Source organism: Microcoleus sp. D3_18a_C4 (genome assembly GCF_036702415.1).
Lineage (GTDB): Bacteria > Cyanobacteriota > Cyanobacteriia > Cyanobacteriales > Microcoleaceae > Microcoleus.
This window is the reverse complement of record NZ_JAUBTI010000020.1, coordinates 21490-44606: the sequence shown is the minus strand read 5'-3', so window position 1 is coordinate 44606 and position 23117 is coordinate 21490. Positions and strand designations below refer to the sequence as shown.

The 23117-nt window shown below is 47.8% G+C and carries 16 protein-coding genes; 9 read left to right on the top strand and 7 right to left on the bottom strand.

Annotated elements, in window-relative coordinates; all coding sequences use genetic code 11:
* Window positions 1-63: 63 nt before the first annotated feature.
* Window positions 64-423: an RNA-guided endonuclease TnpB family protein gene (locus QUB16_RS12160; RefSeq protein ID WP_333316360.1), complete on the bottom strand. Its 360-nt coding sequence runs from the start codon at window positions 421-423 to the stop codon at window positions 64-66.
* Window positions 416-1246 carry a transposase gene (locus QUB16_RS12155; RefSeq protein WP_333316284.1) on the bottom strand — a complete coding sequence of 277 codons (831 nt, stop codon included), beginning with the start codon at window positions 1244-1246 and terminating at the stop codon, window positions 416-418. The genes QUB16_RS12160 and QUB16_RS12155 overlap by 8 nt, the downstream gene beginning before the upstream one ends.
* A gap of 430 nt (window positions 1247-1676) precedes the next feature.
* On the opposite strand from QUB16_RS12155, the gene trxB reads away from it, so the two are divergent.
* From trxB to rpoD, 8 genes are all read left to right on the top strand, one after another.
* Window positions 1677-3047: a thioredoxin-disulfide reductase gene (gene trxB, locus QUB16_RS12150; protein ID WP_333316282.1), complete on the top strand. Its 1371-nt coding sequence runs from the start codon at window positions 1677-1679 to the stop codon at window positions 3045-3047.
* Window positions 3048-3444: 397 nt separating this feature from the next.
* Window positions 3445-4329, top strand: a complete 885-nt coding sequence (locus QUB16_RS12145) for an ABC transporter permease (protein WP_333316280.1) — start codon at window positions 3445-3447, stop codon at window positions 4327-4329.
* 169 nt (window positions 4330-4498) lie between these two features.
* Window positions 4499-5707 (top strand): AAA family ATPase, encoded by a 1209-nt coding sequence (locus QUB16_RS12140; RefSeq protein ID WP_333316278.1) that lies wholly within the window; start codon window positions 4499-4501, stop codon window positions 5705-5707.
* Window positions 5708-5758: 51 nt separating this feature from the next.
* Window positions 5759-5983, top strand: a complete 225-nt coding sequence (locus tag QUB16_RS12135; RefSeq protein WP_333316276.1) for a hypothetical protein — start codon at window positions 5759-5761, stop codon at window positions 5981-5983.
* On the top strand, window positions 5984-6364 hold the full coding sequence (locus QUB16_RS33565; RefSeq protein ID WP_445251116.1) for a DUF4276 family protein: 381 nt from the start codon (window positions 5984-5986) through the stop codon (window positions 6362-6364).
* A gap of 342 nt (window positions 6365-6706) precedes the next feature.
* On the top strand, window positions 6707-6907 hold the full coding sequence (locus tag QUB16_RS12130; RefSeq protein WP_333316274.1) for a hypothetical protein: 201 nt from the start codon (window positions 6707-6709) through the stop codon (window positions 6905-6907).
* Window positions 6908-7162: 255 nt separating this feature from the next.
* The gene (locus tag QUB16_RS12125; protein ID WP_333054806.1) at window positions 7163-7327 is read left to right on the top strand and encodes a hypothetical protein; all 165 of its coding nucleotides are present in this window, start codon (window positions 7163-7165) and stop codon (window positions 7325-7327) included.
* Between the two features lie 684 nt (window positions 7328-8011).
* Window positions 8012-9178: an RNA polymerase sigma factor RpoD gene (gene rpoD, locus QUB16_RS12120; protein ID WP_333316272.1), complete on the top strand. Its 1167-nt coding sequence runs from the start codon at window positions 8012-8014 to the stop codon at window positions 9176-9178.
* 213 nt (window positions 9179-9391) lie between these two features.
* Here the strand turns inward: rpoD and QUB16_RS12115 are convergent, their stop codons facing one another.
* The 3 genes from QUB16_RS12115 to QUB16_RS12105 all read right to left on the bottom strand — a co-directional run bounded on the left by QUB16_RS12115 (window position 9392) and on the right by QUB16_RS12105 (window position 13822).
* Window positions 9392-9544 carry a high light inducible protein gene (locus QUB16_RS12115; RefSeq protein ID WP_015179166.1) on the bottom strand — a complete coding sequence of 51 codons (153 nt, stop codon included), beginning with the start codon at window positions 9542-9544 and terminating at the stop codon, window positions 9392-9394.
* 125 nt (window positions 9545-9669) lie between these two features.
* Window positions 9670-11082: an ATP-binding cassette domain-containing protein gene (locus QUB16_RS12110; RefSeq protein ID WP_333316270.1), complete on the bottom strand. Its 1413-nt coding sequence runs from the start codon at window positions 11080-11082 to the stop codon at window positions 9670-9672.
* 187 nt (window positions 11083-11269) lie between these two features.
* Window positions 11270-13822, bottom strand: a complete 2553-nt coding sequence (locus QUB16_RS12105) for a DNA topoisomerase (ATP-hydrolyzing) (protein WP_333316268.1) — start codon at window positions 13820-13822, stop codon at window positions 11270-11272.
* A gap of 1938 nt (window positions 13823-15760) precedes the next feature.
* Here QUB16_RS12105 and QUB16_RS12100 point away from each other — a divergent pair.
* The gene (locus QUB16_RS12100) at window positions 15761-16156 is read left to right on the top strand and encodes a response regulator (RefSeq protein WP_333316266.1); all 396 of its coding nucleotides are present in this window, start codon (window positions 15761-15763) and stop codon (window positions 16154-16156) included.
* 426 nt (window positions 16157-16582) lie between these two features.
* On the opposite strand, the gene QUB16_RS12095 is transcribed toward QUB16_RS12100, so the two are convergent.
* Entirely contained in the window at window positions 16583-20797 is a 4215-nt protein-coding gene (locus QUB16_RS12095; RefSeq protein WP_333316358.1) for a DNA-directed RNA polymerase subunit beta'', read from the bottom strand.
* A 368-nt stretch (window positions 20798-21165) separates the two neighbouring features.
* The gene (locus QUB16_RS12090; RefSeq protein ID WP_333316264.1) at window positions 21166-23040 is read right to left on the bottom strand and encodes a DNA-directed RNA polymerase subunit gamma; all 1875 of its coding nucleotides are present in this window, start codon (window positions 23038-23040) and stop codon (window positions 21166-21168) included.
* Window positions 23041-23117: the final 77 nt, after the last annotated feature.

The window sequence follows — 23117 nt, the reverse complement described above, 5'->3', positions numbered from 1 at the left end:
TAAAATTATTGAGATTGACATCCACCCCGGCGTAAACGCACGGGGATTCCTAAGACTCACGACTTAGGTTTCTGCTTCCGTCCCTGACGGGGATTTCGCACCAGCCTTAACAGATTTACTCTGTTCGGGTCTTACAGTCGCTCCACAGACTGCCACGGCAAGCCCTGCCGCCAAAATGTTCTTTGCTGCGTTGATGTCTCGGTCATGGTGCGTCCCGCAATTAGGACACTCCCATTCCCGGATATTCAACGACAACTTTTCAACGATGTGTCCGCAATTGCCACACCGTTTTGAACTCGGAAACCATCGGTCAATCTTAATTAAAGTACGACCGTACCAATCGCACTTGTAGTCAAGTTGTCTGACCAATTCGCCCCAACTTGCGTCACTTATGGCAAGCGCAAGTTGGGGATTTTTAATCATATTCTTCACAGCTAAGTCTTCTACGGCGATGGCGCAAGTTTTCACGCACCAACCGTGTTGTTAACTTGTGAAGATTATCTTTCCTTGCATCAGTGATTTCTTGATGCACTTTGGCTACTTTAAGCCGTGCGTTGTGACGGTTGTTTGACCCTTTTTGCTTGCGACTTAAAGATTTTTGCGCTCTTCTAAGTTTGCGATATTTTGCCTTGAATCCTTTGGGATTGGCAATCTTTTCACCAGTGCTAAGAGCGAGCAAGCTTGTAACTCCCAGGTCGATACCGACTTGATTATTTGTTTTGGGTAATGCTTCAATTTCAACATCCACCAGCAGAGAAACTGACCACCTACCTGATGGTGCAAGCTTTACTGTAATAGTTGATGGTCGGCAACCATCAGGTAGTGTCCGGCTCCAGCGAATTGGTAACGCTTGTGTGCTTTTTGCTAGGTAGACTTGTCCATCTCTGAATTTGAATGCTGACTTGGTAAATTCTGCACTACCACCATTGCGTTTCTTTTTGAAGTTAGGATATTGTGCCCGCCCATCAAAAAAGTTGGTATAAGCCGTTTGTAAATGTCTCAAGCATTGCTGTAATGGCACACAGCTAACTTTGTTCAGAAAATCTAGTTCTTCAGTTTTCTTCCATTCGGTTAACATTGAAGAAGTCTCAGCATAGCCTACCCGTTTCTGTTCTGCGTACCAAGCTTCCGTTCTTGTGGCTAAAGCACGGTTGTAGACCAAACGAACACAACCCAAAGTACGTCGCAACAAACTTTCTTGTTCCGGCGTTGGGTAGAATCGATAGCTGAAGGCTTTTAGTGTCATGCTGACCTTAACTACGCTATTTCACAGACTAGCACGTCTTGTGTGAAATGGTATACCTTAACAAAAATTCATGTAAAGCCGTCCTAAAAGGCGATGCACGCTCGCCTTGCACTGAGCGTAGCCGAAGGGTAGCCGAAGTGACGGGGTTTGGGCCCTCCGCTTCGCTCCGCCCATTTTTTTGATGAAGTCAATAATTTCGGTCGTCTTTAGATTTGCTTAAGATTTCAGCCCTTAAAATAGATCGAACATTTAAAACTAAATCGACTTTTAGATTGTTTTTGCTTATTAAAGTAGCTGGAATTGCCCCGAAGACCGATCGACCCTCAACAATAGATACAGATGCTCGATCGCCCAATGGCATCCAACCAAACTCGCTCGAACTCTGCTAGAATTAGTAAAACGAAGTCGTTATGAGTTTAATTAAATAGCTATGACCAACGAAACCGTAGAAAACCTAGTAATTATCGGCTCAGGCCCAGCAGGCTACACAGCAGCAATCTACGCCGGGAGGGCAAACCTGAAACCCGTAGTCTTTGAAGGCTACCAAATGGGAGGCGTCCCCGGCGGTCAACTGATGACCACCACAGAAGTCGAAAACTTTCCCGGCTTCCCCGAAGGCATCACCGGGCCGCAACTGATGGATCGGATGAAAGCTCAAGCAGCGCGCTGGGGTGCCGAATTATACACAGAAGATGTAATTTCGGTGGATTTGACCAAGCGTCCGTTTACAGTGCGATCGGAAGACAGAGAAATCAAAACCCACACCATAGTAATCGCTACAGGCGCGACGGCGAAAAGGCTGGGGCTGCCTAGCGAACACGTATTTTGGAGTCACGGCATTTCGGCCTGTGCGATTTGCGACGGCGCTACCCCAATTTTTAAAGGAGTAGACTTAGCTGTAATCGGCGCGGGCGACACCGCAGCGGAAGAATCTATTTATTTGACAAAATACGGCTCTCACGTACATATGCTGGTGCGGCGCGATCAAATGCGCGCGAGCAAAGCCATGCAAGACCGAGTGCTGAGCAATCCCAAAATTACCGTGCACTGGAACACCGAAGCACTGGATATTTTGGGCGAAGCGGGCGGCAAAATGGACGGGGTGAGACTTAGAAATATCGTGACGGGCGCCCAGAGCGATTTGTTGGTGAAAGGATTGTTTTACGCGATCGGTCACACTCCCAACACCCAACTGTTCCAAGGTCAGCTAGAACTCGACGAAATAGGTTATATCGTTACCAAACACGGTTCGGTAGAAACCAGCGTCGAGGGAGTTTACGCCGTCGGCGACGTGCAAGACCACGAGTTTCGCCAAGCAATCACTGCAGCAGGCAGCGGTTGTATGGGGGCGATGCTGGCAGAACGTTGGCTGTCAGTCAACGGTTTAACGCAGGAATTCCATCAAACCGAGGCATCCGAGCAACCCACAGCAGCGCCGGAATCTCCAAAAGTACGCAAAACCAGCGAGAACTTTGATATCCAAGACACGCGCCATGAAGGAGGTTATGCTTTGCGGAAGTTGTTCCACGATAGCGATCGACTGATTGTAGTCAAATATGCCTCTCCGAGTTGTGGGCCTTGCCACAGCCTCAAGCCGATTTTGAGCAAAGTAGTAGATGAGTTCGAGGGCAAAATCCACTACGTGGAAATTGACATCGAAGAAGATCCAGAAATTGCTGAAAATGCTGGCGTGATTGGTACGCCGACGATTCAGTATTTCAAAGACAAAGATTTGGTAGCTGAGCTCAAAGGAGTTAAGCCGAAAAGCCAGTACCGAGAGTTAATTGCCAGTAATTTGTAGGAATTCGATCGATTTTAGATTGGAGGTGTGCCAAGAGAGATTTTTCCTAAACTCAACTTGTGTCCCACCTGCCAAAAACCCGGTTTCTCCCCTGCGCGCCAGTCTCGTGCAGGGGAGAAACCGATTTTTTTGTAGCCCCATCGCGCGAAAAAACCCGGTTTGTCACGAGTGTTTGGCGAATGAGAAAGAGGATTTTTGACCAGGAATTTTTTGAGGGTATCCGCCACGTGATTTATCCGTGGAATCAATCCCAAATCGAAAATCCTCAAGAAAGAGCATTTATCCGTGGGGTCAATCGAAAATCTAAAATCTAAAATCTAAAATCGATTGACTGTTCCGGGTTTTTTCGCCTGAGTGCTACTAAAATCGAAAAGTCTTATATAGGTCGATCGTCATTATGGCTCAAAGCCGCCTCCGACTCCCGCGATTTCTCAACAGTGCCTCACCGTCAAGCCTGTCAATGAAAATGATGTGGGCAGGTTTGACAATAACTGCCGTGTTTATATTGGTAGCAACCTTGTCTCCAGCTATGCAAGCTTGGGGATGGCTGCAAAATCCTACCGAGGCTTTGAGTAACCCCATCCACGAACCGCCGTCGGCGAATTATTGGTTTGGTACTAGCCGCAGCGGCTACGATGTGTTTTCCCGCACGCTTTTTGCTTCTCGGGCGGCTTGGCACGTGGTAATTTTAGCCACTGCTTTGAGTTTGTTTATCGGTGTGCCGCTGGGTTTGGTTAGCGGTTATTTGGGCGGTAAGCTCGATCGAGTGCTGTTATTTTTAATGGATACAATTTATACTTTGCCGGGGCTGCTGCTTTCTTTGACGCTAGCGTTTGTAGTGGGAAAAGGAGTTTTGAATGCTGCGATCGCCCTGAGCATTTCCTACATCCCTCAATACTACCGCGTCGTCAGGAATCATACCGTCAGCGTCAAAACCGAATTGTTTGTCGAAGCTGCGCGAGCAATGGGTGCCGACACTTGGACAGTGCTTTCGCGCTACCTGTTTCTGAATGTGATTCAGAGCGTACCGGTGCTGTTTGCACTCAACGCTGCCGATGCAATTTTAACATTAGGAGGTTTGGGATTTCTCGGATTAGGACTTCCCGAAGCAACTCCCGAATGGGGACACGACTTGCGTTTAGCTTTAGATGCGCTACCTACTGGCATTTGGTGGACAGCTTTGTTTCCCGGTTTGGCAATGACTTTAATGGTAGTGGGACTGTCTTTGGTGGGGGAAGGATTAAACGAGTTTGTTAACCCTCGCCTGCGGAATCAGCAGTAATGTGTCTCGCGGTTAAATTAAGTTCGCAGTCAGGACTTTAGTTTTTTCTTCTTCTCTTTTCTTCCTACCCTTCGGGAACGGCTTCGCCGAACGCGCACTTCGCGTCTTCGCGGTTCGTTAAAGGAGAAATTACGATTGAAAAAACCGAGATTATAATTGAGGAGGTGAAATGATGAAAAATATTCCCCGTATAGAATATCTCAAAGTCCAAAATTACCGTGCTTTGCACAATCTCGAACTCAAAAATCTCACCCCCTTAACTGTCTTCTTAGGCCCCAACGGTAGCGGAAAGTCAACTATTTTCGATGTTTTCGCTTTCCTATCCGAATGTTTCACCGAAAGTCTAAGAAAAGCCTGGGATAGACGGGGCAGATTTCGAGAATTACGCACCAGAGACAGCGAAGGCTGCATTATCATTGAATTAAAATATCGAGAGACATCCGCATCGCCTTTAATTACCTATCATCTCGCTATAAATGAAGAAAATAATCGTCCCTTCATTGCTGAAGAATGGTTGCATTGGCGACGCGGACAATCTGGAAAAGGAAAACCCTTTCGTTTTTTAGACTTCAAAAAAGGGGAAGGACAAGTCATTAGTGGCGAAAGTCCTGATGAAAAAGGTGAAAGGATAACCGAAAAATTAGAATCATCGGAATTTTTAGCAGTAAATACATTAGGACAATTTGCCAAACATCCCCGTGTTAGTGCATTAAGACGTTTTATTACAGGCTGGTATTTATCATATTTAACCGCAGATCATACCCGCAGCCTTACCGAAGCAGGTGCACAGGAAAGATTGTCCGCCACGGGGGATAATTTACCAAATGTTATCCAATACCTCAAGGAACAACATCCCCAACGGTTAGAAGAAATACTAAAAACCCTTTCCGGTCGTATTCCACGCCTCGAAAAAGTCGAAGCATCAATCATGCAGGATGGCAGACTTTTGTTGGAAATTAAAGATGCTCCTTTTTCTCATCCAATTCTGGCAAAAATTGCCTCCGATGGTACGTTAAAGCTCTTAGCTTATTTGATAGTATTATTTGACCCAAATCCCCCGCAGTTAGTGGGGATAGAAGAACCAGAAAATCATTTACATCCGAGATTATTACCTCAGCTTGCAGAAGAATGTCGTTCTGCTTCTGCGAATACTCAATTAATGGTGACAACGCATTCTCCCTTTTTTGTGGATAGTTTGAAACCAGAGGAATTATGGGTATTATATCGAGATGAGAAAGGTTTTACTCAAGCAAAAAGAACCGCAGATATGCAGGGAGTAAAACAATTTATGGAACACGGTGCCTTACTGGGTTCGCTGTGGATGGAAGATTTCTTTGAGGTGGGAAATCCGCTTAAAAATGCGGGTGCACCGCAATGATTTTACACTTAAAATAAAGAGAAGGTGAGGATTTTGCATCTTGAGTTTTTAGTGGAAGAAGCATCACTAGAATCAGCTTTAACCCAGATTTTACCCAAAATATTGCCATCGACTGTTACCTATAAAATTCATGCTTTTCGAGGGAAAACCGATTTACTGGCTAAATTGCCTAACCGTTTGAAAGGTTATCAAGCATGGCTTCCCCCTGATTGGAAAATTGTTATTTTAATAGATGAAGCTCGAGAAGATTGTATTAAATTAAAACAACCACTATAAATAATAGCAAGATCATCGGGATTAATCACTAAATCTTCCTGTCAAAAAGATAAATCATTCCAAGTCTTAAATCGAATTGTAGTTGAAGAATTAGAAGCGTGGTTTTTCGGCGAGGTTGAAGCAATTCGCCAAGCTTACCCTAAAGTCTCTCCCAATTTAGCTACTCAACAACCGTATCGCGACCCCGATGCTATTAAAGGGGGTACATGGGAGGCTTTGGAAAGAGTCCTGAAAAAAGCTGGATATCATCCGGGAGGACTAGAAAAATATAAAGCCTCTAGCGAAATTTCTCAATATATGAATCCTGAATTGAATCGTTCTAAAAGCTTCAAAGTCTTTTATAAAGCTTTATTAGAAATCATCAATAGTAAGCAAGTATAATCAACTTTATAGACAATTTTCGCTCTCGTCATTGCTGAGCTAGGAGCCAGGAATGATTTAGAGAGCAAACCTAGATCGGCGCTTTCTGATGACACGCTGTAAATAATAACAAAATTTTGAGCATCGCACCAGCGTCCTACCCCTCCACATCTTTAAGCGCATCCTGCAGCTTATGCCTTCTCCAACAATAGCAAGCACATCGCTAACTGGGTAAATTTTTCTTCCCTGGCGGAGTTATTATCTGCAGGTAGTTGCATCAACGTCCGCTGGGGATTTTTTTGCGTCTGCTTGAAATTATCAAGACAATTCGGGAAGGCTATCTAAATTTAATTAAAGGGGTTTATGGAATCTTCACACTGTCACGATATATTTAAAGGAATCGTGAAGTTATACTTGCGGGAGATGTCGAATTGTATTGTTTGTGAGAGCGTGCGATCGCGCAAGTGCGAACCCAAAGCCAAAAATTTTAGAGAAGTTCGCAGCCGAGAGTTGTGCGGCGGGTTAACTCTCAGTAGAATTTATCCTGGTGGTTTTTGCCACTGACGCGACAAACTCGTGTCGAACTGCTTAAATAAGAATGTGACGTTAAGAACTTAATGTGATTTAACGTCAAAATTAAAGCCAATTTCTGAGATTTGAGCTAACTTAACAATGAAAGCCCCTGTTGCACTACTCAACCCGCAACGCTTCATTTGGGGTCAGAGTCGGTCTCTAATCTAGAGTGGCCGGCTTAAAACTAAAGCTACGAGCTTTATTCAATCGCAGATTGCGTATGATTCAATTCAGGGAAACAGGGTAATGATGGGTGTATCTACACGGATGGTATTGGTCCCAATTTGGGCAACTCAAAAATTGTCTGCTAACTGTCTGGCCAACTACGCCGCAGCCGTTCACCCAGATATACGCAGAAAACAGCGCCGTTCGATCGTGCCAAAGTTTTTGCGGGCCGTTCTCAGGATTTAGCAGAGCCGGACATGAGTTAGTATTGTCAAGCTAAGCTGACAGAGTTTTCCTAGTTCTTGACAAACAATGGAAAACAACTTCCATTTTTTGTGAGAAAGGCTACAATCGGAAAGGTCTTGGCAAGATCGGATTCTCCCCGTTTGGTGCTTCAACCCTCTGCTGTTGCATTTGAGGCAGCAGATCGGCATCCAAGGTGGCGAAAATTTGCCGTGCAACTGTCATGTCTGACAACCAGAGTGAAAGCAAGGCATCAAAAGTTCGACACCTCCAATACAAAAGTTAGAGGGTTCCGTGCGGGAAAACTTGTACGGGTAAAAGCTCGAAGTACCGAGTAAAAAAGCCAGTATTTTTGGAAGTGCGATCGATCGCACTTCATGGTTTGCTTCTGGGGGCAAGGTATCGCAGATGATGTGGTAACTCGCTCCGCAAGAAAAAGCCTCAAGCTCAATTCAAGGTCGCGATGTTAAAATCTGCGATCGATTGAATGCGCTGGCTGCTTCCAACCGGAACTCGAACTTTGACTCATAAAACAGGTGCAGTTTCAGTAACAGATTCAGCTAGCAGACCGAAAATCCCACTATTTTTTCCTGCGGGAATGTCAATACTGGCTAACTTGTCTAAACTACAAACAGACACTATTCCACTGTTATTTATTCTTTAATTCAGGAGCATGAGGAAGACGGCATGATCCAGGCTAACACCGTACTCGCAACCACAATTACACCGGAAATGGAAACACTCGAGTTGCTTCGGGGCGCCGAAAGCGTTCTACCTGAGAGCGAGTTGGAACTCTTTATCGACGAAGAAGACGATCGAGAAGAATTCTTGGACTCTCAATCTGAGGACGACACTAAATCTGGCAAAGGCGCCAAAGCCCGCCGTCGGGCACAGGCAAAGAAAAAGCATTATACTGAAGACTCTATTCGTCTTTACCTGCAAGAAATCGGTCGGATTCGACTGCTGCGAGCTGACGAAGAGATTGAACTAGCGCGCAAGATAGCAGATTTGCTGGAATTAGAGCGAGTTCGAGAACAACTGCTCGAAGAGTATAACCGCGAACCCAAAGACAGCGAATGGGCGAATGCTGTAGATATGGCACTTCCTGCATTCCGTCACCGACTTCACGTCGGCCGTCGGGCAAAGGAGAAAATGGTGCAATCAAACCTGCGTTTGGTGGTGTCGATCGCCAAAAAATACATGAATCGCGGTTTGTCTTTCCAAGATTTGATTCAGGAAGGCTCTTTGGGTCTGATCCGGGCTGCTGAAAAATTCGATCACGAAAAAGGCTACAAGTTTTCTACCTACGCAACTTGGTGGATACGTCAAGCCATCACCCGGGCAATCGCCGACCAATCGCGCACTATCCGCCTGCCGGTTCACCTTTACGAAACCATTTCGCGGATCAAGAAAACCACCAAACTCCTGTCTCAGGAAATGGGTCGCAAGCCTACGGAAGAAGAAATTGCTACCCGCATGGAGATGACGATCGAGAAGTTGCGGTTCATTGCTAAGTCCGCACAGTTGCCCATCTCTCTAGAAACTCCGATCGGCAAAGAGGAAGACTCGCGTCTGGGAGACTTTATTGAATCTGACGGGGAAACGCCAGAAGATCAAGTCTCGAAAAACTTGCTCAGGGAAGACTTGGAAAGCGTTTTGGATACTCTCAGCCCTCGAGAACGGGATGTACTGCGGCTGCGTTACGGCTTAGATGACGGACGGATGAAGACCTTGGAGGAAATTGGTCAAATCTTTAACGTCACCCGCGAGCGGATTCGCCAAATCGAGGCTAAAGCTCTGCGGAAGTTGCGCCATCCCAACCGGAACAGCATCTTGAAAGAATATATCCGCTAGAGTAATTTGCTAGCATCACCCAAAAGAGTGATTCGCACTCTTTTTTTGGGGGGGAGACCCCCCGCCCCGGTTTGAGCTATAGCTGTTAAATTTTGTGCTGCTAACTGCAGGGAGCAATTGGCTATTTGTGGCCCACATCGCGCTGTCAAAATTTTGGGAGTCCGTAACGGAACTCCCAAGCTTTGCAGTGTCACAAAAGTCTTAACTTGAAAATTACATCACGCCCCAAAAGTGAAGCAGACCTTGACCGGAAACCAATTCGATGATGACAGCGGCAGAGAAACCAATCATCGCCAAACGACCGTTCCAATTTTCGGCTCCTTCGCTGAAGCCCCAGTTCCAAGCGTTGCGTTTTTGTTCTTGCATAGTGCGAACTCCTTTCGTTAACTTTTGTAAGGCTTATGTAAATAAATATAACATTCCTTGATAAAAATGCAAGCTTGTGATTAGTGATATCGGTCACAACGGTCGATCAACCTTGATGATTTTGCCTAACGAGGAAAAATAGCCAACTCGGTATCAGGGTCGAACAAGTGAATTTTGTCATGGGCGATGGCCAGCCAAAGCTCCTCGCCAACTCGGATCGATCGCTCAGGAGGAACCCGCACTTGCATCCGCACCGCCGGAGCATCCGTCAAACAAACTCCCAAATAAGTTTCGTGTCCCAAAGCCTCTACAATTTCCACTTGTACCGAAAGATTTTTGGTAGCCGGAGGGTTAATGCTCAGATGTTCGGGCCGAATGCCCAAAATTAGCCCTCGCCCGTCATATTGTTGTAGACTTTTTGCCCAAATATCGGGTAAAGTAAAGCGAAATTGCGGGTGAGAAATCAACAACGGAGCAGTAAATTGCACCGACAAAAAATTCATCGGCGGAGAACCGATAAACTCAGCAACAAACAGATTAGCCGGCTTGTTGTAAAGCTCTAGAGGTTGAGCTACTTGCTGAATCTGGCCGACCTTCATAATAGCAATCCGATCGCCCATAGTCATCGCCTCAGTTTGGTCGTGAGTGACATAAATAGTTGTAGTTCCCAACTGTCGCTGCAACTGCACAATTTGCGATCTCGTTTGGGCCCTCAATTTTGCATCAAGATTCGATAACGGTTCGTCCATCAAAAAAACTTCAGGATTTCTAGCCATCGCCCTACCCAAAGCTACCCGCTGCTTTTGCCCTCCCGAAAGTTGTTTCGGCAAGCGATTTAAAAGAGATTCTATTTGCAATAATTCAGCCACCTCCCGCACTCGTTTTCCTACAGCCTTTTCCCGTTCCGACAAATAGCGCAAACCCGGAGGCAACTTGCGAGTCGCTCCTCCTAAAAAGTCCTCAAACCAAGGATAACTTAGAGGATTTTTTAAAGAATTAGAAGCTAAATCATTAATAACCTTTTCTACCTTCTTCCTAATTGTTTCTATCTTCTGGATGCTTTCTTCTTCTCCTTGTATCTTTCCCCTTATCCCTTCTTCCTTCTTCCTTCTTCCCTCTTCCTTCTTCCTTCTTTCTTCTTCTTTCTCTCTTTCCGAGCGGCGCAATCCAAAGGCGAGATTATCGTAAACTGTTAAGTGAGGATAGAGAGCATAATTTTGAAATACCATAGCGATATCTCGGTCTTTAGGAGGCAAATCGTTCACCAGCCGATCGCCCACCCAAATATTGCCGGCAGTCAAAACTTCCAAACCGGCGATCGAGCGCAGCAAAGTGCTTTTTCCGCAGCCAGAAGGCCCCACCAGCACCATGAATTCGCCGTCTTCGACCGTTAGGTTAATGCGCCGCAAAACGCTGTTAGACGCAGGGCGATCGGCTATAGGCGAGACACTTTCTGCGACGGTGTTTGCTTCTTTTTCCTGTTCTCCTTGGCGGAGCGGAAAACTTTTGTAGATATTTTCTAATACAACTTGCGCCATTAAACAATTTTAGATTTTAGATTTTAGATATTAGATTGGGGAATTGGAGGCAGAGCCTCCGGGTATGTATTCCCAGGCAGAGCCTGGGAACAAGGCTTAATGGGGAATAGAATTGGACGTAGACGCTCGAAGGCAACAAGGCCAAGTCTCAATCGAGGCACAGCGAATAATGACCAATGACTAATGACTATTGACTGCTGATAACTTTGATAATTTTTTCACCTGGATTGAGGTCAAAAACCCGATCGCCCGCAGCATCTTTCCCCCAAAAAGCTATAGCATCAATAGTCGATCGCAGCAGGCGGCCAGAATTAGTAAAAAGTTTGACATCCGTACCCGGAACAGCCTGCAGCAAGCCAACTAAAGCATCTTTAGGCTCTGAGAAACGAAAAGCTTGAGTGCCAATTTCGCCCCGGTTAGTAAGTCTGACAGAACCTGCAGGCATTCGTTTTGCCCAACCCAACTCGGAAAATAGCACCAGACTGTCGTTCGCGTCGAGAGTGATGCAACCCACCAACTCTTCCTGCTTCCGCAACCTGGTTACTTGAGATCCCTGGGCCGCGCGGCCCATTGGCGGCAGTTGTTCATCATCAATCTCAAATCGGAGGACTCGGCCTCCTGAAGTTGCGATCGCCACTTGCTCGCCGACTTTAGCCAGACTCGCACAGCGCAGGCGATCGTCCTCCTTGAGTTTAACCAATGTAACGCCGCGATTAGTCAAATCAGCAAATTCCTGCATCGGCAAGCGCTTAATTTTCCCTTGCTGAGTCAGGGTTACTAAATCTGCCGCTTCCGAATTTTCCGGCAAAATAAAGTGTGCAACTGTGATTTCCGACAAAGCGCGACCGGCACTTTCTTTAGTAGCACTCGGCGACAACAAACTAACGATCGGCGTTCCCCGGTCTTTGGCGCTACTACTAGGAATGTCGGCCACTTTCAGCGGGTAAGCTTTGCCGTTAGGAGTTAAGACAACCAAAGTGCGATCGGTTTTCGTCAGATTTGCCGTCACAATAAAATCTTCATTTTTTTCTAAAGCTGAAACCGATTTTTCGCGACTTTTCGAGCGTGGCTTTTCCCCAGCCGGCAAGCGCCGCACGTACTGCTTGTGCGAAAATTCAACAATAGTTTCCTCTGCCTCTAGAACGGGCAATAAGTTAGGCTGAATCGTTGCCGGCGACAACTGCTTCACCCCAGAATTTTTCTTACCAGCAAATTGTGATTCAGCGTTTGCTGCGCGTGCGGTTCCATTGGCGAATTTAGTGCGGCGGGGGTCAGCGTACTTGCGTTTGAGCGATCGAAATTCCTTCTTTAAAGCCTTCAAAAGTTCGCGCCTGTCGCTCAACAAGCGCTGCAATTCTTGAATATTAGCCATCAACTCATCAAACTCAGACTGCAAATTTTGCCTTTCCAAACCAGTCAGCCTACGCATAGGCATCGCCAAAATCGCATCAGCTTGACTTTCGCTCAAATTGAGGCGAACTTGCAAAGTTTGCTTAGCAGTAGTGCCGTCAGGAGAATTTCTGAGAATGTCGATCGCTGTATCGAGATTTGTCAAAGCCAACATTAAGCCTTGGACAATATGACAGCGGCGTTCTGCAGCTTGCAACTCGTAATTGTAGCGGCGCGTAAGAGTCACTTCCCGGAAATCCAGAAATTCTTGCAACAATTGTCTCAGCGTCAACTGTCGGGGTTGACCGTTGACAATTGCCAGCAAAATCGCGCCAAAATTTGTTTGTAGGTCAGTTTGTTGATAAAGACGAGCCAGAACCGCTTCTGGGGTAAATTCCCGCTTGAGTTCAATCACCACTCGAATGCCTTCGCGATCGCTCTCGTCACGCAAATCAGAAATACCGTCAAGGCGGCCAGCATTGACCAACTCCGCCACCTTTTCAATCCAAGCCGCCTTATTTACCTGAAACGGAAATTCCGTCACCACGATCGCCGTTTTAGTACGCACCTTGCGATTACCTGGCACCTCTTCCACCCCGGCCACACCCCTGACCGCAATGCTGCCTCGACCCTTAGTGTAGGCGTCAACAATGCCCTCTGTAGCGACGATTTCCCCTCCGGTTGGAAAATCTGGGCCTGGAATCAGTTCTATCAACTTCTCGTCGGATAGTTCCGGGTTTTCAATCAAAGCAATTAAACCGTCTACCACCTCCCCCAAATTGTGTGGCGGGATATTAGTTGCCATCCCGACAGCAATGCCCGTACAGCCGTTGAGTAACAGAAACGGCAACTGAGCAGGCAGCGCCGTCGGTTCCTGCTGCGAATTGTCAAAGTTTCCAGTAAAATCAACAGTTGCATCGCCGACTTGGGTTAGCATAGCTTCGTGGGCGATCGGTGCCAGCCTAGTTTCCGTATAGCGCATAGCAGCCGCCGGATCGTTGTCCACCGAACCGAAATTGCCGTGACCCGCCAGTAAAGGATAGCGGCTCGAAAACTCCTGAACCATGCGTACCAGAGCGTCGTAAACCGATTGGTCGCCGTGGGGGTGATATTTTCCCAAAACATCTCCAACTACCCGGGCGCACTTACGGTAAGGTCGGTCTGGCGTCAGACCGAGTTCGTGCATCGCATATAAAATTCGACGGTGAACAGGTTTTAAACCGTCGCGGACATCAGGCAAAGCTCGCCCGACGATCACACTCATGGCATATTCGAGGTACGATTGCTGCATCTCGGCGTGCAGAGGCGTAGAAATTACTTGCCCGGAAAGTAGGTTGAGTTGTTTAGCCATGAGTCCTTGTGTCCGTTAATTCCTGAGTGAAAACAGCCTCTGTCAATAATGCCGAGGTTCCCTGTCTCGATTGAAAAGCCTTTGCCGCAGGCGAACCGAAAGTTCGACCCAACCGCCCAGTTGAAGAATAAAAATAAACTTAACTTGTGAAAGCAGAATCAGAGTCCCGAAGACGGGCAACACTTGCCTCTTACTCTCCACTCTTACCCTAACCTCTATGTTGCCGACCTTTGCGCCTACCTGTCTATTTACCTTCTGCCGTGAGAAGGTAAATAGACAGGAGAGCACGGAATGCCAGAAACTCAGAACGTAGTGAGGCTTTAGCTCTTCCTAGGAAAGCGTCACGAGGGACTTGAGTCCCCGTCAATCCATGATAGAATTTAATTGCAATTAGGAATAACCATCTACACGAAGAAATATTCTATTCAGGAGAAACCCCGCATTGAGTTCGTCTCGGTACAGCCGTAGCGTGGATCAAGCAGTAATGGTAGACGATCGAGCTTACCGTATTTTGGCAAGCCTGATGGACTCCGAAACTATTAAAAAAGAAAAGTAAGCGGAATTGGAATATCTCTGGTACTGGTACTTGGTCTGAGCGTGTAGAGGCGACTGGACTATGAGTGAAGTCCAAGTTTTGGGCTTATTCAACCATACAGCGTGGCCCTGACTCGCTGAGAGTGTCAAAAATGCCGATATTGATGAATTCATCAGTCAAAAGCTCTCCTGGCGATATCTCCTAGTCTGACATCCCCTTGATGAACGCAAGCGTGGATATTTTCAGCCGTTTTGAGGGGTTAAAACTGAGTATTAGGAATCTCCAACAATCCCCGCTAGATTCGCTACTTCAAAGGCTGTGGCGACGGGAGTATGTGAATAAACATGGCTTGATTCTAATGAGAAGGAAGGAAAATAATTATCACACATTCCCGAATCTAATACCAGTTCAAAAAATAATGCAACTGTAGGCCCGTGTTCCAAACGGATATCCAGTCAATCAGTTCCCATCTAAAATCTAAAATCTAAAATCTAAAATGGTAGAAGCCGAAGGCTTGACCGAAACAGAGGATACTATAGTCCAGGACGCACGGGTAGTCAGAAACCGGGTTTTTTCATAGCAAGAGTTCGTTATAGCCCGCCGAAACGATCAAAAACCCGGTTTCGAGGCGTCGTCCATCCGTCCTGGATTGTACTAGAAACCTGCTACCTGAGAATCTTGAGACTCTCACCAGTGCCAGGTCTAGTTTTGACACTCCCCGACTATCAAGGTGCGGGGATTCTTAATTCAGCGACTAACCTTTAAGTGTTGCGTCCTTTCGGCAATACTCCGACTTTTCAACCGTAGAATCCTACCAATTAACGAGCCTGATTCGCAGCCACCCCAGCGGGTCTGTCTCCAAAAGCGTACTAGAATACTTATCTAGAGTTTGGGTATGCCCTACCCTACTTAACAATCCTAAAAATAGTTTGTTTTGACTGGTTTAAGACTTACTGAATTCAGCCTCTAGCTGTTTAAAGAGTTTTCGCTGCTCTGCGTCCCCCGGTTTATGCCTAAAAGTGTGTCTCATGTCCTGTTTCACGAGGGCATTGCGAATTTGACCTTGACTTTTATACTATACCCCAGATATCGGAACTTATCGGACTTTTTGAAAAAAGTTTTAAGAAATTAAAGCTGTCCTAGAAGGACAGGGTTTTAAACCCAAATTTTTGATAAAAAAGAACTAAACTGTCTGTGTGTAGTAGTCTAAATGATGGTACTGGATGCTTCTAGGCATCTGTAAACCCTCTCACAGCTAGTGGCTCAAGGATATACATACGGGTTTTGCAGGGTTCCCGGCTGATGGCGCTAAAAACTCTGCATTTTTGACGGGGATGTAGTCCCCGTGCCGTGTTCCTCTTTGGACTAAAGTCACAAAGTTTCTATACTTCCCATATTTATTTATGAAAACCGTTCTGATTGTAGAGGACGATTTGGTTAATGCTCGGGTTTTTTCCAAAATTCTGACTAAGCGGGGGGGCTTAGCCGTGAAGCACACGGAAAATGTTGAAGAGGTGATGAAGATTGCTGCCAACGGCGAAGCTGATTTGATTTTAATGGATGTGTCTCTTTCGCGCAGCGTGTACCAGGGCAAATCTGTTGACGGGATTAAGATTACTCAACTGCTCAAAGCTGACCCCCAAACGGCCTCGCTGCCGATTATTTTGGTAACGGCTCACGCGATGGCTGGTGATAAAGAAACATTTCTGGATCAAAGCGGTGCCGACGGTTACATCTCTAAACCTGTGGTAGACCATCAAGAGTTTGTGAATCAAATCAAGGCTTTGCTGCCTGATTGAGTGAACCATACATGAATAAGGAATAAGAAGCAATACGGTTGGGTTAAGGGAAATTGTAGCGAAAATGTTGGGTTTAGTTCCTCAACCCAACCTACACACGAGCGGTTTTTTTAGCACTAACTGAACGGTATTGGAATAAGAAGGAAGAAGGAAAAAGGAAGAAGGAAGAAAGAATTGTTTGTTTAAACCAACAAACAATTAAAACTCTCTTATTTACAAAGTTTGCTTAAACTCTGAATCTTTCTTCTTCCTTCTTCCTTTCGATGTCCTTGCAGCACAATGCTATGAGTTCGGACTTGTAATTTCTGAGGAAAAATTTGAGATTTTTCAACTCATGAAATAGGAGTGTGCGGCGCCCGTGGAACAAACTTATCCTCAGCGAGCGCAACACCATTCACTCGTTTCATGCAATCTCAAAACACGAGATTAGTCTTCATCCTCATCAAAATCAAAACCAATATCATCATCATCGTCAACATCAGACCCCAAAGCGTCGTCTTCAGACTCAGGGACAAACTCATCTTCATCAACCTCAACTTCCTCAAAATCCTCATCAGGCTCAATATCGGCTCCGCGGCCAATTTCATAGCCGCTTTCGATCGTATAAGCACGACGGGCAGTGCGATCGTCAAGTACCACATCCTCCTGCAAATCGTGGATGTCGTCATCAAACACGGCACCATCAAAGCCCGCATCCTGGACTCCAGCATCCTCATAGGCATTGAAGCCAGTACCCGCAGGAATCAGGCGGCCGATAATCACATTTTCCTTCAGGCCTCGCAGCCAGTCAGACTTACCCTCGATCGCAGCCTCAGTCAACACCCGCGTAGTCTCCTGGAACGAAGCAGCGGAAATAAAGCTATCAGTATTCAGCGAGGCCTTAGTAATCCCCAGCAACACGGGAGTATAATCTGCCGGCGCCCCGCCAGTAATAGACATGGCTTCGTTCACCTGCTCCACCTGCCGCAATTCCACCAACTCACCGGGGAGCATGGTGGTATCGCCGCCATCTTCCATCCTGACTTTGTTGGTCATCTGGCGGACGATTACCTCGATGTGTTTGTCGGAAATATCGACGCCCTGAGACTGATAAACCGACTGCACTTCGTTTACTAGAAATGTCTGCACTTGTTGGAAACTCTCTAAGGCTGCTTCAAAGGTAGATTGCCGCTCTTTGAGTACGTGGAAGAATACTTCGAGTATTTCGTGAGGGTTGGCAGGCCCGTCGGTCAAGGCTTCGGCGACGCCTACGCGCTGTCCGTCGGAAACGATCGGATTTTGACCAGGCAACAAAGGATACTCCTCAATCCGGCCGTCATCCTCAATCACCGCCAGTTCCACAACATCGTCATCGGTAACTACACGAGCTGTGCCGGGGCGCTTGGCTAAAATACAAGCTTCCTTGGGCTTCCGTCCTTCCAGAAGTTCCTCAATCCGCGGCAAACCCTGAATGATATCCCCAGTCTTTGCTCGCTCAAATACCAGAATCACCAAATTGTCGCCCCGCTGCACCAAGTCGCCGTCGTCCACGTGCAGGACTGCACCCGCCGAAACCCGGTAAGGACGGGCTACCCTGAGCAAGAGTTTGGTCGGTTCTGTCTCCGAGGCAGGGACAACTTTCACAACTTGGCCGGATTCTTCCAGAACAACCCCCGGAGCTATTTCGGTACCGGCTACCAGCAGTTGACCGGGACTCACATCCGGGGTACCCGCCACAGAGATCGAAATAGAATCGGCATCTCGCATCACCAACAGCCGGCGCACTGGTTCGCCTAGCCCCTCACGGATGCCCCGAACGATACCTGCTTCTTTGCAGAGAATCTCGGTGCGGGCGACTACTGCTCCCGGTGCGATCGACTGTCCATCCTCGACCAACAGCCGCGTGTGAGTGCTTCCCTGAGTCGGGTCAGCAGAGACATCCCGCCGAATCACCAGCGATTCCAAAATGACTAGCTGCAAGCGGAAAGTCTTGGAAGCAGGGGGGCCCCCATCATCCCCAGCCACCGCCAACTCCTGCGACGCAACAATATCTTCAGCCGAACCCCAAGCCGGCCCAGAACCGTCGGCCCCAAAAGCCGCAGCATCTTCCTCATCCGGCAACAGCTCAATATCCGCCGCCAGTTGCGGAGCCCCCGAACCAATTTCCAAAATAAGCTGAGTCCGCAGCAGTTCCAATCCCTCCACAGACTTCACCCGTTCCCCATCTTTGTAAGGAAGCCGCTGCACTGCTTTCAAAGAAATCGACTCGTTGAGGGCCGTCTGAGAAGGGACGGGAGGCTTGTCGGGTACGGGAAATTCCACGACGGGCCGCAGCAACAAAGCCGGGCCTTCGGGGGTTTCGATATACTCGGCATAGCCCAACTCCTCCGCAACCAAGCCTGGGAAAATTTCTTGGCCGGCGTTGACAATTTGACCTTCGCCTAATGTTAGGGGGGGGCGGTCTACTACATGGAGGGTGCCCGGTTTGATGACAATTTCCCGGAGGATGTCGTTTTTCTGGGTGATTTCTACTGCTCCGCTGGTTTGGCAGAAGATGTCTTTGACGACTTCTGTACCGGCCTCTACGTACTGGCCGTCTTCCACCAGCAGCAGAGAAATATCTTTGTTGACTTCGTGGCACTCTTCCGGTATCCACAGCAGGGTGCCGCCTTTGACGACTTCGTAGCCAAGTTTGGCTTTGCCGCGCTTGTGGACTTCGACTCCGCCGTATTTGACGATGCCTCCTGTGGCTGTGCGGTAGCTGTCGTCGAGCAGTTCGGCCACTACTTCCCCGTTGATGACTTTGCTCCCTGGGGCTGTTTTGAGGGAAAACCGCTGTTTGGAGGATGTTTCGATCGTGTAGTGGTCGCGGCCGCCTGTGCTTTCGGCGCGGACTACTGCTTGGTCGAGGAGGACTTGGGCGGTGATTATTTCTATTTCTCTGGGGTCGGCGATGCGGACTACGCCGCCATGTTCGGAGACGAGTTTGGTTTCGGCTATGACGCTTTCGGCGGGAATGCGATCGCCATTTTTCACTGCTGGTTCGGCGCCGGGGGGCAGGTTGTAGACTTCTCCTGAGAGTATCCAAATGAGTCCGCCTTTGCTGGCGGTGCGGGTGGTGTTGCCTTGGCGATCGGTTTTTTCTTCTGGTACTAAGTCGGCAAATTTGGCTTCTCCGGCTAGGTCGGAGGCTACGTCTGTGGTGACTTTTTCGGTGGTTTTGCGGGCGGCGCGTCCGACGATCGGCACTTCTGCTAATACTTGGCCGGGTATGGCGCGCTGTCCGTCTTTGACCATCAGGGTAGAACCCTGGACGATCGCTAGTTCGATTTTCAGTTTTTGATTTTTGGCCCCGGATTTCCCTTCTTCAAATCCGTCGCCCTCAAATACCAGTTTGCCGTTGTTCTCGGCGACCAGTGCTTCTTCGCCGTGTCTGGTGCGGAACGATCGAGTACGCAAGTTCTTGAATTTGACTACGCCGCTTGTAGGGGCGCGTTCTTGTTTGGCGACTTCTCCGGTGAATACGCCGCCGGTGTGGAAGGTACGCATGGTGAGTTGGGTTCCCGGTTCCCCGATCGACTGGGCGGCAATAATCCCGATGGCTTCTCCCATGTCTACCATTTTCAAATGCGCCAGACTCCAGCCGTAGCAGTGCTGACATACGGATCGGGTAGACTCGCAGGTCAGGGGCGATCGTAAAAACACCTCCCCCACCCCAGAATTACCAATTTCCCCCGCCAACTCCTCAGTAATTGGCTGATTTCGGACGGCTTTTTCGTCGCCGTAGGCCACAATTTCCCCGGTTTTGGGGTGCACCACATCTTTGGCAAACACCCGCCCCAGCAGCCTGTCCTTGAGGGGAATCAGCACTGTTGCTCCGTCTGTCATCGGCCGCACCCGAATTCCCCGCTGGGTGCCGCAGTCTACTTCCCGGACAATTACATCCTGCGACACATCCACTAAGCGACGTGTAAGATAGCCAGAGTCTGCCGTCCGCAATGCTGTATCTACTAGGCCTTTGCGAGCACCGTAGGAGGAGATGATGTATTCGGTGACGGTGAGTCCTTCACGGAAGTTGGTTTTGATTGGTAGGTCGATAATTTCCCCTTGCGGGTCTGCCATCAATCCCCGCATTCCCACCAACTGCCGCACCTGAGAAATGTTCCCCCGCGCCCCGGAGAAGGCCATCATGTAGACGGAGTTCAGGGGGTCTGTGGCTCGGAAGTTTTTGACTACTTCGTCTTTGAGGTCTTCTGAGGTGCTGTTCCAGGTGTCGATTACTTTTTGGAAGCGTTCGACTTCGGTGATTTCGCCTCTGGTGTATTTTTGTTCGGTGATGCGGATTTCTTCTTCGGCTGCATCTAGGAGCGATCGTTTTGATGGCGGCACTTGCAAATCGTCTACGCTAATCGAAACTCCCGCTCGTGTTGCAAACCGGAAACCCAAGTCTTTGAGTTTATCGGCCATTTGCGCTGTACGGGCCGTTCCGTAGTGCATGAAAGACCAAGAAATTAACTTTTTGAGCTGACCTTTGTCAACAACTCGATTGCGAAAAACAATTTCTTTATTTTCTGTCATTTTTCTGAGTGGTGGTAATTGGTAATTGGTAACTTTTTCTGCTGTTCGATTTGGGTTTTCCCGATCGAAACCCCAAGGGTTCAGGAACCGGGCAGCCGAGGTGTTGGTAGTTGGTTGTTGGTAAGTGGGTAAGCGAGCAAGTGGAGCGAGAAGGAAAAAACAACAAGCATTTTGTGGGGTTGGTTTAGCTTGAGCAAGAAAGAGAGCATTCGCTAGGAGATGAATGCACCAAGATTGCCTTTCCCATAAGAAAGTTTATTTTCACCTACCTACTTAATTGGTAATTGGTAACTTTTTCTGCCCTTCGACTTCGAGCGGTAACACCGGAGCCGCAGTATTGTTAAGTAATAATGGGTAATTTTTCTGTCTTAGATCGCCATTATTTGTTAGCAATTATTAGCCAGTTATTACCCATTACCTGTTACCTCTTACTTCTTACCTCTTACCGATTTCTAATTGTTAATTACCGATTCGATGGTTTGGTGATAGATAATCCTGCCCGGAGTAGTGCGAATGAATTGATTTATCACCTTGCCTTCTGGGTCAACGCGTTCCCGGCGGAACTTGTATTCTTTGGTCACTATACCGTCGGTCGATCGTTCGACTTTCAGCGGTTCTCCCTCCGGTTCTGCGTTTTCTATGGCGCCTTGAAACCTCACCCACACATAAGAATGCAAATCAACAACTCCTTGTTCGTAAGCCACAACGGCGTCGGTGAGGTTGGAGAAGTAGTGACCGGCTCCTTTTTGAGCGTCAGGATTTTCGGCTGTCAAGTAATAGCAACCGAGCACCATATCTTGAGAAGGAGTAACGATCGGTCTCCCAGTAGCCGGCGACATAATGTTGTTAGAAGCCAGCATCAGCAAGCGTGCTTCGGCCTGAGATTCCAGAGACAATGGCACGTGCACGGCCATTTGGTCGCCGTCAAAGTCGGCGTTAAAGGCCGGACAGACTAGCGGGTGAAGCTGAATTGCCCTCCCGTCTACCAAAATCGGCTCAAAGGCTTGAATCCCCAAACGGTGCAGGGTGGGGGCCCGGTTCAGCATTACTGGGTGTCCTTCAATCACTTCCTGAAGCACGTCCCAAACACTAGGATCGTTGCGCTGGATCAGTTTTTTGGCTGCTTTGATGTTGTTGACCAATCCTTGGCGGATCAGGCGGTGGATGACGAAGGGCTGGAAAAGTTCGATCGCCATTTCTCTCGGCAAACCGCACTGATGAATCTTCAGCTTCGGGCCTACTACAATCACGGAACGTCCGGAGTAGTCAACCCGTTTCCCCAGCAAGTTTTGCCGGAAGCGGCCTTGTTTCCCTTCAATGATGTCCGACAGCGACTTCAGCGGCCGATTGTTTGCCCCCACCACTGTCCGGCCCCGGCGACCGTTGTCAATCAGCGCATCCACTGCTTCTTGCAGCATCCGCTTTTCGTTGCGGATGATAATCTCCGGCGCCAGAATTTCTTGCAGTCTAGCTAAGCGGTTATTGCGGTTGATGACTCTCCGATAGAGGTCGTTGAGGTCGCTGGTTGCAAAACGGCCGCCGTCTAACTGCACCATTGGCCGCAAGTCGGGGGGAATCACCGGAATTACGTTGAGCACCATCCAATCGGGTTGAGAACCCGTAGCGATGAAGTTGTCAATAACCCGCAAGCGTTTAATTAACTTTGCCCGTTTTTGACCCTTAGCATTAGCAATATCTTCCCGCAACTTTTCCGCTTCACTTTCTAGCGGAATATTTTGCAGCAAAACTTGCAAAGCTTCGGCACCTATGCCTACTTCTACGCCTGTGAGTGTGGAATCTTCGCTGTAAAGTTCGTCTTCTATTTCCAGCCAAGCATCTTCGGTGAGCAATTGCTTGTATTGCAGCTTTTCTGCATTACCTGCATTTAGGACAACGTAGGCATTGAAATACACGATTTGTTCGACATCTCGGAGCGGCATATCTAACAGAATTGCCATGTAACTTGGGATGCCTTTGAGATACCAAACGTGAGCTACGGGAGCCGCTAATTTGATAAATCCCATCCGGTGACGGCGGACGCGAGATTCAGTGACTTCTACACCGCATCTTTCGCAAACAATGCCTCTATGGCGAACTCGTTTGTACTTCCCACAATGACATTCCCAATCTTTTGCAGGCCCAAAAATGCGCTCGCAAAACAAGCCATCCATTTCAGGTTTTAACGTGCGATAATTAATTGTTTCTGGTTTTGTCACCTCTCCAGTTATCTGACCGTTGGGTAAAGTCCTCTCTCCCCACTGTCGAATTCTTTCGGGTGAAGCTAACCCGATCTTGACGTAATCAAAGCGTTGTTCTATTTTAGCCATTCTTGACTCCAATTGATAATTTACAGTAGATTATTTGGGGTGGTTTATCTTTTTTCTGTCCTTTTTTTAGGTTTAAA

What these genes read in the sequence shown, in the direction of transcription:
- QUB16_RS12130 (WP_333316274.1), top strand. Translation starts at nt 6,707, where the DNA reads ATGGAATCTTCACACTGTCACGATATATTTAAAGGAATCGTGAAGTTA.
- QUB16_RS12160 (WP_333316360.1), bottom strand. Translation starts at nt 423, where the DNA reads ATGATTAAAAATCCCCAACTTGCGCTTGCCATAAGTGACGCAAGTTGG.
- QUB16_RS12105 (WP_333316268.1), bottom strand. Translation starts at nt 13,822, where the DNA reads ATGGCTAAACAACTCAACCTACTTTCCGGGCAAGTAATTTCTACGCCT.
- QUB16_RS12125 (WP_333054806.1), top strand. Translation starts at nt 7,163, where the DNA reads ATGATGGGTGTATCTACACGGATGGTATTGGTCCCAATTTGGGCAACT.
- QUB16_RS12140 (WP_333316278.1), top strand. Translation starts at nt 4,499, where the DNA reads ATGATGAAAAATATTCCCCGTATAGAATATCTCAAAGTCCAAAATTAC.
- QUB16_RS12145 (WP_333316280.1), top strand. Translation starts at nt 3,445, where the DNA reads ATGGCTCAAAGCCGCCTCCGACTCCCGCGATTTCTCAACAGTGCCTCA.
- QUB16_RS12155 (WP_333316284.1), bottom strand. Translation starts at nt 1,246, where the DNA reads ATGACACTAAAAGCCTTCAGCTATCGATTCTACCCAACGCCGGAACAA.
- QUB16_RS12100 (WP_333316266.1), top strand. Translation starts at nt 15,761, where the DNA reads ATGAAAACCGTTCTGATTGTAGAGGACGATTTGGTTAATGCTCGGGTT.
- rpoD (WP_333316272.1), top strand. Translation starts at nt 8,012, where the DNA reads ATGATCCAGGCTAACACCGTACTCGCAACCACAATTACACCGGAAATG.
- QUB16_RS12115 (WP_015179166.1), bottom strand. Translation starts at nt 9,544, where the DNA reads ATGCAAGAACAAAAACGCAACGCTTGGAACTGGGGCTTCAGCGAAGGA.
- trxB (WP_333316282.1), top strand. Translation starts at nt 1,677, where the DNA reads ATGACCAACGAAACCGTAGAAAACCTAGTAATTATCGGCTCAGGCCCA.
- QUB16_RS12110 (WP_333316270.1), bottom strand. Translation starts at nt 11,082, where the DNA reads ATGGCGCAAGTTGTATTAGAAAATATCTACAAAAGTTTTCCGCTCCGC.
- QUB16_RS12090 (WP_333316264.1), bottom strand. Translation starts at nt 23,040, where the DNA reads ATGGCTAAAATAGAACAACGCTTTGATTACGTCAAGATCGGGTTAGCT.